General features: G+C 69.5%; 10 protein-coding genes. All 10 read left to right on the top strand.

Annotated features, from left to right (window positions below; translation table 11 throughout):
- Positions 1–75: 75 nt before the first annotated feature.
- Positions 76–2,943 (top strand): hypothetical protein, encoded by a 2,868-nt coding sequence (locus ACOBQU_RS40695; protein WP_423635733.1) that lies wholly within the window; start codon positions 76–78, stop codon positions 2,941–2,943.
- Positions 2,944–2,993: 50 nt separating this feature from the next.
- On the top strand, positions 2,994–6,209 hold the full coding sequence (tap, locus tag ACOBQU_RS40700; protein WP_423635735.1) for a telomere-associated protein Tap: 3,216 nt from the start codon (positions 2,994–2,996) through the stop codon (positions 6,207–6,209).
- An 8-nt stretch (positions 6,210–6,217) separates the two neighbouring features.
- Positions 6,218–6,850: a telomere-protecting terminal protein Tpg gene (gene tpg, locus ACOBQU_RS40705; RefSeq protein ID WP_423635737.1), complete on the top strand. Its 633-nt coding sequence runs from the start codon at positions 6,218–6,220 to the stop codon at positions 6,848–6,850.
- Between the two features lie 943 nt (positions 6,851–7,793).
- Positions 7,794–8,027 (top strand): hypothetical protein, encoded by a 234-nt coding sequence (locus ACOBQU_RS40710; RefSeq protein ID WP_423635739.1) that lies wholly within the window; start codon positions 7,794–7,796, stop codon positions 8,025–8,027.
- Positions 8,027–8,287 carry a hypothetical protein gene (locus tag ACOBQU_RS40715; RefSeq protein ID WP_423635741.1) on the top strand — a complete coding sequence of 87 codons (261 nt, stop codon included), beginning with the start codon at positions 8,027–8,029 and terminating at the stop codon, positions 8,285–8,287. Before ACOBQU_RS40710 ends, ACOBQU_RS40715 begins: the two co-directional genes overlap by 1 nt.
- A gap of 555 nt (positions 8,288–8,842) precedes the next feature.
- On the top strand, positions 8,843–9,367 hold the full coding sequence (locus ACOBQU_RS40720; protein ID WP_423635743.1) for a hypothetical protein: 525 nt from the start codon (positions 8,843–8,845) through the stop codon (positions 9,365–9,367).
- Between the two features lie 131 nt (positions 9,368–9,498).
- The gene (locus ACOBQU_RS40725; RefSeq protein WP_423635745.1) at positions 9,499–10,638 is read left to right on the top strand and encodes a tyrosine-type recombinase/integrase; all 1,140 of its coding nucleotides are present in this window, start codon (positions 9,499–9,501) and stop codon (positions 10,636–10,638) included.
- Complete coding sequence (locus tag ACOBQU_RS40730) at positions 10,635–13,097, top strand: tyrosine-type recombinase/integrase (protein ID WP_423635747.1); 2,463 nt, start codon at positions 10,635–10,637, stop codon at positions 13,095–13,097. The genes ACOBQU_RS40725 and ACOBQU_RS40730 overlap by 4 nt, the downstream gene beginning before the upstream one ends.
- Positions 13,094–13,651, top strand: a complete 558-nt coding sequence (locus tag ACOBQU_RS40735; protein WP_423635749.1) for a DUF6262 family protein — start codon at positions 13,094–13,096, stop codon at positions 13,649–13,651. Before ACOBQU_RS40730 ends, ACOBQU_RS40735 begins: the two co-directional genes overlap by 4 nt.
- Positions 13,652–13,737: 86 nt before the next feature.
- Positions 13,738–14,622, top strand: coding sequence for a hypothetical protein (locus ACOBQU_RS40740; RefSeq protein ID WP_423635751.1), 885 nt, complete (start codon positions 13,738–13,740; stop codon positions 14,620–14,622).
- The last annotated feature ends 882 nt before the right edge of the window (positions 14,623–15,504 follow it).

Raw genomic sequence — 15,504 nt, forward strand, 5'->3', positions numbered from 1 at the left:
GGCCATCCACTACTTGCACCGTTCTTATGTCCTGAATGTCACCCCGTCCGTGTGGATCTCCGGCGGTGGTGCTCAGTGACGGCGCTCACTCTCGTCCCCCGTCCGGCCGCAGCCGACCGTTCCTCTTTCGAGCGCGCGTTCGCCGCGCTCGAAGAGGCCGGCTGCAAGCCGCGTGCCCGGGGCGAGTCGGGACTGGACGCCTGCTGCCCGTCCCACGACGACACCGACGCAAGCCTCTCGGGCGACTGGAAGCCCGCCAACGGTACGCGCTCCGGCGCGATGTTCCTGAAGTGCCACGCCGCGTCCGGCTGCACCTTCGACACCATCCTCGACGCCCTCGGGCTGACCCGGGCCGACATGTTCGACGGCCTCTCCCCGGAGTTCGCCGAACGCCGCGGCACCACCACCCCTTCCCCGCGTCGCCCCGCCAAGCCGGTGAAGACCACCCCGGCCAGGCCGCGGCGCGCGACCGGTGAGAAGAAGCCCAAGGCCGACCACGACCACGACTTCGCGCACGAACGCACCCACACCTACGCCGACGCCCAGGGCACGATCGTCGCCCGCATCCACCGCAAGCGCTGCAAGGTCGACGGCTGCCGCGAGAAGACGTTCCGCACCGCCTACCCCAACGGCAAGCCCGACGACGGCGTCCCGCTGTACGGCACCCCCGAGCTCGCCGCCGCCATCGAGGCCGGGCGCACCATCCACATCTGCGAGGGCGAGGGCGACCAGGAGGCGCTGACCGCCGCCGGAGAGATTGCGGTCTCCGCGCCGTTCGGCGCCGACTCCGGCACCGGCGACAAGTGGCTGGCGATGCACACCGAGCAGCTGCGCGGCGCCCGCTCCATCGTCATCTGGGCCGACCGCGACCCGGCCGGGCTGATGCACGCCGGATACATCGCCAACCAGCTGCTCGCCGCCGGAGTCGTGCACGCGGAGCCGACCCCGGACGGCTACGGCGTCACCATCGACCTGCGCATCGTCTATCCAGCCGTCACTACGGCGAAGGCCGACGCCAGCGACCACTTCGCTGCCGGGCACACGGTCGACGACGTCGTCACCGTCCCCACCGCCGACCTCGCCTCCACCGGCCTGGAAGGCCTGGCCACCACCGACCCGGCCGCCGCCAAGGAGCAGGGCGCCGACGACCAGGACGACGCCGACGACGCCCTGGAGGACCGCGACGACAACGGCGAGCCCGGCGCCACCCCGCCCGGCCACCCAGTGGAAGGCTCCACCGGCTGGCGCTACGACACCACCGTCGGCCGCCGCGGCGCGATGTGGCGCGCCTCCGGACGCGGCGAGAACCGCACCTTCGAGCGCGAGCTCAACTGGGCGCCCGTCACCGAAGAGCGCCTGGTGGTGATGAACGAGGACGGCACCGCCGGGTCCAAGCACTTCACCATCCGAGTAGGCGAGGACGTCCACACCGTCGCGGTGATGGACCTGCGCACCGGCGAGGCCTGGGACTCCTTCCCCGACGCCGTCGGCACCGGCTCCAAGCCGGTCAAGGAGGCCCTCCTCAACTGCGTGGAGACCCAGGCCCAGAAGCTGCCCCGCACCCCCGTGGTGACCCGCACCGGCTGGCACACCCTCCCCGACCTCGGCCTCACCTACGTCTACGCCGACGGCCGCACCTACCCCGAGGGCCGCTTCGTACGGCTCATCGGCGCACCCGAGCAGCTGCGCCGCGCCGCCGAACCCCTGGACCGCACCGCTGACGACCGCGAATGCCGCCAGGCGCTCGGTGAGATCGCCGTACACGGCTGGGCAGGCTTCATGGGCCTGGCCGTCGGCGCCCGCTCGCTCGCCTACACCCTGCGCCCGGTGCCGGCCTCCTTCCTCTTCGACGCCGAACCCAACTCGGGTAAGACCGCCGCGGCCAACACCGGCCGCAGCCTGCTCTTCACCTCGCGCCCCAAGCCCTGGCCGCCCGTGGTGACCAAGGGCTTCAACAGCACGGTCACCGACATCGAGTGCGCCGTCGACTTCGAGGGCGACACCCCGCTGCTCCTGGACGACGTCGCCCTCACCCGCGCCTCGTCCGCCGTGGAAGTGCGGGACATGGAGAAGAAGCTCGAGTTCGTCCTGCGCGCGGCGGGCAACATGACCGACATCCGCGGCCGCCGCAACCGCGACCTGACGGCCAAGCCCGGCAACCGGGTGCGCGCCGTCCCGGTCATCGCCGCCCAGATGCTGCCGGTCTCCATGCAGGAGTCCCTCTACCGCCGCTCGGTCGTCGCCTACCTCTCCCGCGAGGGCGGCGAACTCGACTGGCGCTGGTACCGCGACGGCGGCGGCGACAGCCTCGCCGTCCCGCTGCGCACCATCGGCGAGCGGATCATCCGCTTCCTCCACGGCCTGGAGGACGCCGACGCCTACCTCACCGACCTCGAAGCCAGGGCCCTCAAGCAGTTCGCCCCGTACGCGGAGGCCGAACTCCCCGAGGCCAGCGGCACCATGGACGGCGTCATCACCGCGGCCGCCCAGATGCTCGCCGGGTTCGGCCTCCTCGCCGCCGTCACCGGCCTGGAGATGGAACCGCTCATCGACGTCGTCGCCGCGCCGCTCGCGAAGTCGCTCGCCCGGCAGGCCGCCAAGATGGACGACCAGCACGTCGCCCAGGACGACCTGAGCACCGCCGTGGTGGAGGTCGTACGCCAGGCCCTGTCCACCGGCCGCGCGCACGTCCGCGACGACAAGGGCACCATCAGCCCGGCCATCCCGGGCGAAGTCGAGCAGGCCCAGGGCGTCACCGCCAACAAGGACGGCTCCGGCACCTGGGAGGGCAAGGGCCCCGCCTTCTACTGGCTCCCGGAGAAGGGCCCCGCCTTCGCCGTACGCACCCCGAACTCCACACCCTCCTCAAGGCCAGCTCCGACCCGCGCGTCCAGGGCCTCAGCCAGCGCACGCTGCCCGACGCCCTCCTGCAGGCCGGGCTGACCTTCCGCAACGACCGGCAGAAGGACCGCGTCGCCGTCCACCAGATCCGGGTGGGCGAGGACCGGCCCCGCCTGCTGCTGATGAAGGCCCACCTCGTGTGGGACCTCGACACGCCCCCGGAGACCGGCGGCACCGACGGCGGTCCCGGAGGTGGAGACGGCGGCACCCCGCCCTCCACCGGCCCCGGCGACAGCGAGGGCACGAGCTCTCCCGGAAACTCCCTCGCGAACTATGCCGAAAAGAACGGTGACAACGGTGACAACGGTGACAGTGCAGGTCAGAGCCCTGCCGCCGCTCTCTTCGAGGTCATCGCCGCCAAGAACGGTGACAGTGCAGGTCAGAGCCGGTTTTCCATCCCCGGGCAGACCGCCGCGCCGAACGGTGACAACGCGCTGACCAGCACTGTCACCGTTGTCACCGTTCCCACCCCCGCCAACGGGGACAGGAACGGTGACACGCTCGCCGCCGCGCCGAACGGTGACAACGCGCTGACCAGCACTGTCACCGTTCCCGGCAGCACCGCCCCCGCCCAGCTCTCCACCGGTGACAACGCTCTGACCAGCACTGTCACCGTTCCGCCCGCCAACGGACCGGAGGAAGACATGGCACTCAGCACCGAACCGGTGACGCTGTCCTTCGGACTGCCGTCCCTCGACACCGCCGCGCCCCGCCTCACCGGCGGCACCACCACCGTCATCGCGGGCGCACCCGGCGCCGGCGCGAGCCTCCTGGCCCTCGCCATGGCCCGTACGACGGTCCTCACCCACCAGCGGCCCGTCCTGTACGCGGCGTCCGGCCCGACCCGCGACGACGTGATCGGCCGCATGGTCGCCGCGCAGGCCGGCCTCGATTACCAGCAGCTGCGCGCCGGGACGCTGCCGCTCGACCAGCAGACCGCAGCCCAGCAGACCGCCGCCGGCCTCGGCTGGCCGCTCCTCGTCGACTCCAGCGCGAACCTGACCGCCCAGGACATCAGCGACCTCGCCGCCGACATCAACAGCGACGGCCTGGCCCTCGTGGTCGTCGACCGCCTCCAGCACGAGCACGCCGACCACCTCCCGCTGTCCGGCGACGCCCTGCCCGACGCGGCCCGCGCCCTGTCGGCCACGGCCGAACGCCTGGGCGTCCCGGTGCTCCTGGTCGTCGACACCGACGACCCCGCCGTGCTCGACACCCTGGCCGCCGACCTCACCCTCACCGTGACCCGTGACGGCCAGGACGTCGCCGTCGCCATCAAGCAGCGCGACGGCGAACCGGCGAGCGTGCAGTTGCACGCCGACCTCGCCTGCGCCCGCCTCACCGAGCGCCCCGAGCCCGCGCCGACCCCCTCCCCGCGTCCTGCTCCCGAGTCGACCGAACCCGCGAGGCCGACAGACACGAAGACCGAGACGACCGAGACGACGGAGGCGCCGGCCACCGACGCCACGTACCCCAACGGCCCGCTCGCCGTCCTCGACGTCACCGGCGACGGCCAGGTGCTCGCCCACCTCGTCGACGGCCGGACTACGGAGGCGCCGGCCACCGACGCCACGTACCCCAACGGCCCGCTCGCCGTCCTCGACGTCACCGGCGACGGCCAGGTGCTCGCCCACCTCGTCGACGGCCGGACTATGGACTGCCCGGCCCGCAGCATCACCACCCTCGTGAAGTGGGCGCTGAACGCCGGACTCGGAGCGAAGCGGCTCCACAAGTGGGGCACCGACGGTGACCCGATGGTCATCCTCACCGCGGCCGCCACCAAGAAGTTCGGCCTGCCTGACACTCTCGAAGACGTCCGCCATCAGCGCCTCCCCGACAACCACAAGGTCGTCAAGGCCATCGCGAAGTCCGGCTTCGAGCTCACCAAGCGCGGCTTCAGCCCCTGGACCCGCATCTACAAGCCGATCGACAAGGAGAAGGGCGGCGACCGAGCCTGCGTCCAGATCGGCATCGTCCCCTGGGACGCCCTCGGCGCGAAGTCCGGCTGGTACATCGATGAGGACACCCCGGCCGCCGACATCGCCCGCACCCTCGGCATCTACACCCAGCGCGTCATCTCGCCGCGCGGCACGATGGGCAGCAGCGGCCTGGAGCTGATGCTCCAGCTGCGCCCGGCCACGAAGCCGGTGTGGAGCGAGGAAGAGCAGAAGTGGGTCCCCGGCAAGATCGAGGAGCACCTGCACCGCACGGTGAAGGCAGTGCCCTGCGAGGCGAACGGGAACCACCCGGTCGTCTTCGAGACGTGGCCCAACGGCGAGCGCCCGGCCGAAGAGTTCATGAGGGAAGAGGCCTGGAGCTGGCACCGCGACGCCACCGCCGAAGAAGCCGCCACCTTCGCGTACGTCATCGGCATCGACACCAACACCAGCTTCCTGTCCTCCTCCTCCCGCCTCCTGGTCGGCGGCAACGCCGACCCCGTGCACCACGTCGCCCCGGCCTTCAACCCGAAGATCCCCGGAGCATGGAAGGTCGACTTCTCCCGTGCCCACCTCGACATCGAGGTGCCCGACGGCAAGCCGAACCCGCTTGACCCGCGTCTGCCCAGCCCCTTCACCAACACCGGTGAGCCGCCCGCCGGCCCCCGCTGGTACACCACCCAGACCTGCGACTACGCACGCAAGATGGGCATCAAGGTGGAGCCCATTGAGGCCTGGCTGCGCGAGCCCCTCGGCTCTGGCTGGCTCGACCCGTGGAACGAGCGCCTCGCCACCGCCTACAAGACGACCATGGCCAACCTCGGCCTCGGCCTCACCGAGGACATGCCTATGGAGGACTTCCTCGCCGCCATGGAGCGCCTCGCCGCGGGCGAGGGCGACCCGATCGAGCGCACTGTCCTCAAGGCGATCAAGCAGACCGTGAAGTCGGGCGTCGGCAAGCTCGCCCAGACCCCCAGCTACATCCCCGGCTACCGGCCCGGCGAGCCTTGGTCGGAGATGACGAAGTTCTGGTGGCGCCCCGACATCCGGGCCGCTGTCATCTCCACCGCCCGCATCGTCCAGCACCGCAAGATCGTCAAGACGCTGGCGCTCACCGGCCGGGCCCCGCTCGCCACGTACTCCGACTGCGTCGTCTACCCGGCGCACACCACCAACCCGCTCGAAGTCATCCGGTCCGACGCCGCGCCCACCGTCATCAAGGGCGCCTTCAACTTCGGTGTACGCCCCGGCTACGCCAAGTTGGAAGGCATCCGCGATTTCGACTGGTACCGCCAGATGCAGGCCGACGGCCTCAACGCAGCCAAGAAGATCGCGCCCCGCGACGGCGAGCGCGTCGACGAAGGGGAGTGAGGTAACCGATGCCCGAAGACAACAACCACCGCGAGCGCATCCTCGACGGCATGCGCAAGGCCGTCCACGACAAGCTCACCCCCAAGCAGCGCGACCTGCCCAAGACCACCAAGGGCAAGGCCAGCGCGCTGCTGAGGGACGAGATGAAGCGCAGCACCGAGACCGACCCCAAGAAGCGAGAGGCCGCCGCGAAGAAGAGCCTCGCCGCCCGCCTCGGAGTCAAGGTCGACTCCGTGTACCGCTATCTCTCCGGCAAGCGGAAGAACCCGCCGAAGGCGATCGCCGAAAAGCTCGACAAGGAAGTCCGTGACAGGGCTAAGCCCGGGCTGAAGAAGAAGGTCGTCAAGGAAGCACGGGGAAAGTCCATCCGAATCCAGAGCCGCGCCAAATTCGGATACGGAACTCCCTCACAGCCCGGAGTTACAACGACCCCGGATGACCGCTGGCGCAATATCGCAGCAACACTCCCCGCCTCCTACGCCACCCCCCTTTGGGATGCCCTGGAACACGGAGATGACGCAAGGGCTCAGGAGATCCTGCAGGCCTACATCCAGAACGAATACATCAATGAGGGCGGCACGCACGGGAACGTCGACGTGAAACTCGCCGACCTGGATTACATGGACTTCACCATCGACTAGCACCACCCACTCCAGCGGCGGCCCCTCGGGAACACTCCCCGAAGGCCGCCGCTGCGTCACGAACACCGTGGTGACTGTGCTCCGTAGATGGCCAAAGATTTCAGCGTAGTTGGCCAAGCGTGGCGAGGTGAGCGGTTCGGCTCTGTACCACCTGAAGGCTGTGCTTGGCCGTTGCCGTGACGGTACGTGCGGGACTGTGCTGGCCTCATGGGTGGCAGCGGTGGCGTTCGTACGGGGGCAGAGACCAGGATCTGGTCGGCGTCGTGCACCGTGGGCGAGCTGTTCCTGCCGCTCGACCGTCGATCTCCACAGAACGGCACCCGGCGAGCAGGTCGCACCCTAGGTCGCGCCCTGAGTCCCATCCTGGGTCGCGCCCTGAGTCGCGCCCTAAGTCCCGCCCTGGGTCGCATCGGACACCAACACGCGACCCCACGAATTCCCAGCTCAACACAGGGATCGAGAGCGCCGCAGTACGCCGACTACTTCCCTCCAGAGATGTCTGGGCGAAGCCGGACCCGTGCCGACGCCCGCCGCGGCCTCACTCAGCTCACATCACCGCAGCCGCGGACCCCGCGAAGGCCGACCCCAAAGGTCGTCCCGGGGAGGGCGCCCTACGAGGCGCCTTACGAGGCGCTCTACGAGGTGCCCTACGAGGCGCCGCACGAGACGCCCTACGAGGCGCCTCATCCCCCGGCCGCCAAGGCGCAAAGCCGCAGATCACAGCCTCGGTCAAGGGGATGCATCCACGCCGACTACTTCTCTACAGAGGGGTCTGGAGAAGTTCAGACCCGTATCCGGCGTCTGCTGCGGCCTCCACAAAACCTCTCTCCCGCGACCGCAGCGACGCTGCACACACCCGGCTGAGAGGCCGGGAAGGGGCAGCGCCCCGCACCGGCCCGGCGCTACCGTGGAGGCGACGCCACACGACGCCCAGGAGCCCGCCATGAGCGACCACGAGCAGCAGCCGGCCGCCGACCGCCAGCCGGTCACCCCCGAAGGAGCCGACGCGCTCCGGGCCTACGCCGCCCGTACACGCACCAGCGCCAACGAGCTCGCCGCCTTCCTCGAGGACGTCGCCACCAACGGCCTCCCCTCCCCGGAGCACACCACCCCCTGGGAAGAAGTCCGAGATCGCCGCCTCGCCGAACTCGCCGCGCAGCGCGGACACGTCGCCTGATGGGCAAGCACTCCGGCCGCCGCGCCCGGATCGGCTTCACCGACAGCGCCATCACCCAGATCAACAAGCTCAACGAGACGGAGATCCACGCCCTCGACCGCGCCCTCGCCGCGCTCTCCGTGGACCCGACGATGGGCGAGCCGATCCCCGGCTCCAACCCCGAACTCTGGCGCTACGACGACGACGTCGAAGACGTCACCGTGATCTTCTACGTGACGGCTTTGCGCAGCGTCATCGTGGTCGCGTACGTCGAAGCCTGAACACCCAAGAGAAGGCCCTCAGCAGCCGCACAACGGCCGCTGAGGGCCTTTCTGCGCCCACCGCCGTGCCGGTCCCCGCAGCCGCTGACAAGGACCGCCAGCGCCGCTGAGCGCCATAGGGAGACGCGACGCGGACCAACGTCCGCGCCAGGCACCGCACTTGACGACAAAAATACGCAAAACAGTTGTGCAAGGGGCAGAGCCACCCCTTGCACAACCCCGCTACCGCCCTCCGTCAGACCGCGGACAAGGGGTGCTGTGATAGAGAGGCCGGCCGCTGCTCCACACCGTCGACCGCGCCCCTCGCCGACGCGCTCCCGCACGCCCTGGCGGACCGCCGGCACCCGCGGGGCCTGAGCCCACGACCGCCCACGGCTGTCACGCGAGGTGTCACGTCGGGTGTCACGCCCCCTGTCACGCCGGAGTGTCACGCACCCTCTGACCTGCGCCAATACCCCAAAACCCCCACCCCAGAGCCCAACGTGACACCCTCGCGTGACACCCGCGGCCAGCACCCCCGAGGGACCGGTGATCTCGACGGGTACATGTACCGGTGTGAGCAGACTCCAGTGGCCACGCATCGTGGACCGCGCCGCCGACATCGTCACCGGCTACAACGCGGTCGGCGGCTGCACCCTCCGCCAGGCCTACTACCGGCTCGTCTCCGAAGGGCTCATCCCCCACACCGCACCGACATACCGGCGACTGTCCTCCCGCCTCGCCCAGGCCCGCCGGGAGGAGCGATTCCCCGACCTCATCGACCCGCTGCGAGAGGTCCACGTCCCGCCAGCCTGGCCGGACGCCAGCACGTTCCTCCGAGCCGCGCCCGACTGGTTCGCCCTGGACCGGACCGCCGGCCAGACCTCAGCCCTGTACGTCGCCTGCGAGAAGGACACCCTTCGGGCTCAACTCACCGGCTGGCTGGAACGTCCAGGCATCCCCGTACTCGTCGTCCGCGGCTTCGGTAGCCAGAGCTACGTACAGGTCGTACGCGAGCGCACCGCCCGCGACCCCCGCCCGGCCGTGCTGCTCTACGTCGTTCTCCTGGGCTTCCTCGACTGTGGTGTGACGATGCACTAGCTGTGTGACCTGGGGTTTTCTCTAGCATCTCTGGGGCTGTCGCGAATGTTGCGACACGTTGCACGAGAGATCGGAGGAGACCCTTGCGGGCCTTTCCTGTACAACTCCCATCTGGTGTCCGCTACTGGACCGTGGTGGACGACGACCTGGCCGTGGTCCCGGAGGCGGACGCGTTCCTGCGCCACGTGCGGTTCGGCAAGGACCAGGCTGAGCTGACGACCCGTACGTACGCGGGGCACATCGCGCTCTATCTGCGGTGGTGCATACGGACGGGCCGTGACTGGCGGGTGGCGGCCGAGGAGTTCGGGCTGTTCGTCGTCTGGCTGAAGTTCGGCTCGAAGGCGGTCACGGGCATCGAGCGTCCGGTGGGCAGCGGGCTGGTGTACCCGGGGCCGGGCGCCGAGGCAGTACGCGAGCCGGCCCGGATCCAGAATGTCCTGACCGGGGTGCGGCAGTTCCTGCTGCACGGCATCACGGCGAAGGTGGTGGCCTCGTCGGTGATGGCCCAGCTGTACGAGGTGGCGGAGAACTGGGACTTGCCGGAGCAAGCCCGTGGTGAGGAGGTGACCGGCTACCGGATGCGGCCCAGGCACCGAGTGCAGGTCCCGCGCAAGAAGGGTGAGCGGGCCACCGACGAGGAGATCGTCGCCCTGTTCCTGGCCTGCCACAACGCGCGGGACCGGTTCATCGTGCTGCTGCTGGGCCGGGCCGGGCTGCGCCCGGGAGGTGCGGCCGGCCTGCGGCGCGAGGACATGCATTTCATGCCCGACTCGACGCCGCTGGGCTGCCCGAAGAAGGGCTCCCACCTGCACACGCTGCGCCGGGACAATCCGAATGGGGCCTGGGCGAAGCGGCAGCCGACCGCGGCGCCGGGCCGCTGGAAGCCCGTCGACCACCTGGTGGTTCTCGCCCACGACCAGTACGTGATGGAACGGATGGCGCTGCCGCACGGGCCGGACAGCGACTTCGTGTTGGTGAACCTGTTCGCCGAACCGCTGGGTGCCCCGATGACCACGGATGGCATCACCGAGCTGCTCGGGCGGCTGTCGAAGCGCGCCGGGCTGAGCAGGAACGTCACGCCGCGGATGCTGCGGCGGGCGGCGGGCAGCAACCTCGCGGACGCGGGCGGCGGCCAGGACGAGATCGCCGCGTTCTTGGACCACTCCCGGCTGTCCAGCGCGGAGCCGTACCTGACGCCGGCCCCGGACCGGCTGAGAGACGCGGTGGAGTCGGTGCCATCGCCGCGGGAGCTCACCGGCGGTGCCCGGTGAAGACCTTGCTCACGCCGACCGTCACCGCTCCTGCCCCGGGGCCGGAGGCTTCCGATGCCGAGCTGACGGCCTTCCTGTGGTCACTGATCAGCAAGGACTTCCTGACCGAGGCCGGCTGGAACGCCGAGCGCTGCGTACTGGACCCGCCGATCGGCCATCCCACTCTGGGCGGGCGACGGTGCCCGGTGCCCGGCTGCATCTCACCGGTGAAGGGCCTCAAGCTCTGCAGCACCTGCAACACCCGGTTTCGCGCCTCTTCATTTTCCTATGAGGAGTTCGTCCAGGTTCCGCGCACGGCGCCGTACATGCATCTGCCGGTGGGCGACTGCCGCGTCGCCGGCTGCGAGCGGCCGTGGACCGACTCGGGTACGCGGCCGGTATGCCGGTCGCACTGGTGGCAGCTGCAAAAACACGGCGGCACGCTTGAGGAGTTCCTCGCCGACCCCTCCATCAAGGGCCTGCCCGGCCTGGGGGACTGCGCGGTCCTCGCCTGCAACCGACGGGCGGTCAGCGCCGGCGAGACCCGGTTGTGCCATGCGCACGAAAAGCGGATCTGGACGCTGCGCAAGGATCCTGGATTCGACGAGGAGACGTGGCTGCGGACCGCGCCGTCGGGCGCTTTCGCCGCCGAGGTCAGCTTCCGGGGACTGCCCGCACTCGTCGTCGCCCAGCTGCTGTTCGGACTCCAGCACCGCTGCCACAGAGGCGCCCGCACCGAGATCGGCAACTTCCGGGCCCTGATCGACCGGACCATCCGTCCCTCCGGCGCCACACGGCTGGAGGACGTCCCAGACCCCGCCGCGAACAGCGAGGCCCTGATCCTGCTGAACCGGACCCGCATCTACGCGATCCGGGCCGTGAAGACCCCCGAGGGCGAGTACGCCAAGGACGAGTGGGACCTGGTCGCCTTCGGGCACCGCGGCTCGCTGGTCTTCACCGCGATTCACCAGCCCTGGCTGCGCGAGACGGCGAAGCGCTGGGCCCGTGACTACCTGTCCAAGGTCCGCTCCAAGAGTGCTTCCTCGCACGCGCAACAGCACCTTCACGGCCTGGCCAAGCTCTCGGACACCCTGCGAGCCCGGCCCGACCGCGGCATGGACAAGGCCGCGCTGGCCCGCGCTGACATCGAGAACTTCCTGAACAGGATGTCGTTTCTCGAAGCCAACGGCCAGATGAGCGCGCTCACGCGCATCGCCTACATCAGCAAGGCCCGCAACGTGCTCCGGGAGGGACGGGCCATGGGCCTGACCCGCCCGGACGGGCCGTTGGCGGGACTGCCGGACGACTTCGTCATCACCCGCCACGATGTCCCCAAGCCGCCGGAGCCCTCGGAGGAAGGCCAGGATCTCCCGGCCGAGGTGATGCGCCAGCTCGGCGCTCACCTGGACTCCTTCGAGGCGATGACCTGCTACGAGATACGGCTGAGCGTCGAGCTGTTGATGGACACGGGCCGCCGGCCCGAAGAGATCTGCCGTCTGGATCTGAACTGCCTCACCCGCGACGGCCAGAAGAAGCCGGTACTGCTCTACAACAACTGGAAGGAGCAGCGGATCGGCCGCCAGTTGCCCATCCACGAGCCGACCGCCGAGCTGATCATCGCGCAGCAGAAACGCGTGCGCGAACGCTTCCCCGACCGGCCACCGTCCCAGCTGGTCCTGCTGCCCGCGCTGAACCTGAACCTCCGCGGGGACCGCTCGATCGACGCGAACCACCTCAGCGGCATGCACCGCGAGTGGGTCGAGACCCTGCCCGACTTCCTCCTCGACGACGGCACCGTCTTCGACAAGGAGAAGATCTTCCCCTACGCCTACCGGCACTCCTTCGCCCAGCGCCACGCGGACGCCGGCGTCCCCATCGACGTCCTGGCCGAGCTCATGGACCACGACAGCTACGAGACCACGAGGTCGTACTACCGGGTCAAGGAAGTACGCCTGCGGGAGGCGGTTGAGCGCGTCACTCAGCTGCAGTTCGACCGACACGGCGCCCGCATCTGGGGCGCGGTCACCAGCGTGCTCGACGCCGAACGCGCCCGCCGGGCCATCGGCGCGGTCGTCGTCCCCTTCGGCACCTGCTCCGAGCCCACCAACGTGGCGGCCGGCGGCGGAGCCTGCCCGCTCCGCTTCCGCTGCGTGGGCTGTGATCACTTCTCCACCGACATCTCCTACCTTCCCGACCTCCGCACCTACCTTGACGACCTGCTTCGGCAGCGGGAGAAGCTGAGGTCGATGTCTGAGGCCGACGACTGGGCCCGCGCCGAGGCCACCCCGTCCGACGCGGAGATCACCCGCATCCGGCGTCTGATCCAGCGCGTCACCGACGACGTCGACACGCTCACCGAGGCCGAACGTGCCGAAATCCAGAAGGCATCCCAGATCGTCCGCCAGATGCGGCAGAACTTCCTCGGCATGCCCCGCATCCGTCAGCCCCTGCCCGATCTGCGAGTGGAGCGACCGGCATGACCGCACCTGAACCGACGGTCCAGGCGATGATCGAGGGCCGCCGGGCCGACACCGGACGGCGTCGTCAGCGCGTGCTCGCCGCCTTGGCCGACGCCGCGAAGACCGGCACCGAGGTCAGCGTCACGGCGATCGCCCGCCGCGCCGGCGTCGACCGCACCTTCCTCTACCGCCACCGCGACCTGCTCGGCCAGATCCACGCCCAGGCCGCCGAGCCGGCCGCACTCGTCGGCGGCCGAGGCCCGGCCGTCAGCCGGGCCTCCCTCCAAGCCGACCTGGCCGCGGCTGATGCCCGCACCGCCCGCCTCGCCACCCAGGTCAGACGCCTCGAAGCTCGACTCAGCGAGGCCCTGGGCGACCAGGTCTGGCGTGAGTCCGGCATCGGCGGTCCCGAGGACACCGAGCAGCTCAAGGCGCGGATCACCACCCTCGAACAGCAGGTCGTCGACCTGGAACTCAAGCTCCAGGATCGCGACGACGACCTCGCCGCCGCCCGCGGCGCCAACCGTGAGCTCATGGCCCAGATCAACCGCGATCCGGCACGCAGAGAGGAGTGAAAGCGCAGGTCAAGCACCCACTTCGCGCCTCTTGAACCAAAAGGACGCCTAGGCGCACTCTGGAAGGGAGCAAGGAGGTCCTGGGCATGCCCGACAAGCGTCCTCGCGGACCGCAGCCGAACTGGCGGCCCAAACGCGAGACACAGCGAGTGCTCGCCGCCGTCGACGCTGTCCTGGACCTCTACGCCGACTACCTGCCGGTCACCCTCCGGCAGATCTTCTACGTCCTCACCGGTGAAGGCGTGCTCGCCAAGACGCTTCGTGACTACAAGCGGCTGGGCGAGTACGTCGGCATGGCCCGCCGCTCCGGCCGGATCCCGTGGTCTGCCATCCGGGACGACAAACAGGTCGCCGCTGAGGCACCGCCGTCCTTCACCGGCCCCGGGCACTTCTGGCGGACCGTGGACGCGATCGCCCGCGACTACCGGGTCGACCGCCAAGACGGCCAGCTCGTCCGGCTTGAGCTGTGGTCGGAGACCGAAGGAATGGTCCCCCAACTCGCCCGCGTCGGAGAGGAGTTCGGCATCTCTTGCTACTCCGGAGGAGGCTTCGACGGCCTCGCCGGCAAGCACGATGCCGCCGAGCGGGCCATCGCCGGAGGCAAGAAGACGTGCATTCTTCACATAGGCGACTACGACGCGAGCGGTGAATGGATCCTCACCGCGCTCGCCGAGGACGTCACCGCGTTCGCCGCGGCGGCCGGCGCCGAAGTCGAGTTCGTACGCGTCGCGGTCACCCCCGAGCAGGTCGAGACCTACCACCTACCGACTGCCCCACCGAGCGTCACCGACCGCCGCTCGTTCTCCGGCTCCACCACCACCCAGGCCGAGGCGCTGACGCCTGACGTCCTGGCCGCGATCGTCCGCGAGGCGATCGTGGCCCGCCGCGACATGGACGTCCTCCGGCAGGCGATCGAACGGGAGCCAGCGGAACGGCAGGCCATCATCGACCGCCTGAACGGCCCGGGGTGACTCAGCTTCCGTGCACTACACGTGTTGCACTGGATATGATCACCCAGACCGCTTCTGAGCTGCTAGAACCCCAATCGCACGCTCGCGGAGCCCCGGAGAATCGCCGGAGACTTCGACGCCTCGGGCGCCGACATCGAACGCGACTGGGTGACCCGGACCTCCTGCTGGAGCCACGTAGAGCGGGTCCTGCTCACGCACGACCAAGTGCGCGAGCACGAGCTGCCCGCAGCCGCCGGGAAGGCCGGCGACCCACGGTGGGCCGGGTTCGCACGCCGATACGGACTTGATCCCAACCACCCAGTGCAATGGGAAGTCGAAGCACTCGAACCAACCGAGCTTCAGCGCCTGGTCCTCGACGCAGCCGCGCCCTATATCGATCAGGCCGTACTCAGCGAGCGCATCGCGGAGGAAGAACGGCAACGAGAACAACTCAGATCATTCACTGAGAGATGGCCCCAAGCCACTCCTGATGAATGACTCACACACACCAGCCAACGCCTTAGCGGCAATTCGAGATACACTGACCCGAGGGCCAGAAACGCATTACCAAAAACGCGACAGATAACAACTGTTGACGCCCAATCAAAGCGGTGCAACAATCGCATTGTTGGCCAGGATCGCGGAGCGATCAGGCAATCCGGGAAAGTCGCAGAAAACAAGCGACCAGCAGAATTCAATTCCGCGAAGCGGGATTGAAAACCGGAAAAGAAAATCGCGAAAGCCGGAATTCCGAGCGAGCGGCCCGACCCCTTCCCCGCGTCGCTGCTTTGTTTGAACCCCAGCTGACCGGCTCGTTTCTAGTTTGCATCGTAGATCAGCCCAGCGGGCCGCAGCGCGGCCCGCCGTCTCTGGTGGGCGCGGAGCGCCCGCCTACCCGTGGTC

It is taken from the genome of Streptomyces sp. G45, assembly GCF_049542095.1.
Lineage (GTDB): Bacteria > Actinomycetota > Actinomycetes > Streptomycetales > Streptomycetaceae > Streptomyces.

Bases quoted from the DNA above. Each gene is read 5' to 3' on its own strand.
- tpg (WP_423635737.1), top strand. From the start codon at position 6,218: ATGCCCGAAGACAACAACCACCGCGAGCGCATCCTCGACGGCATGCGC.
- ACOBQU_RS40710 (WP_423635739.1), top strand. From the start codon at position 7,794: ATGAGCGACCACGAGCAGCAGCCGGCCGCCGACCGCCAGCCGGTCACC.
- ACOBQU_RS40715 (WP_423635741.1), top strand. From the start codon at position 8,027: ATGGGCAAGCACTCCGGCCGCCGCGCCCGGATCGGCTTCACCGACAGC.
- ACOBQU_RS40735 (WP_423635749.1), top strand. From the start codon at position 13,094: ATGACCGCACCTGAACCGACGGTCCAGGCGATGATCGAGGGCCGCCGG.
- ACOBQU_RS40740 (WP_423635751.1), top strand. From the start codon at position 13,738: ATGCCCGACAAGCGTCCTCGCGGACCGCAGCCGAACTGGCGGCCCAAA.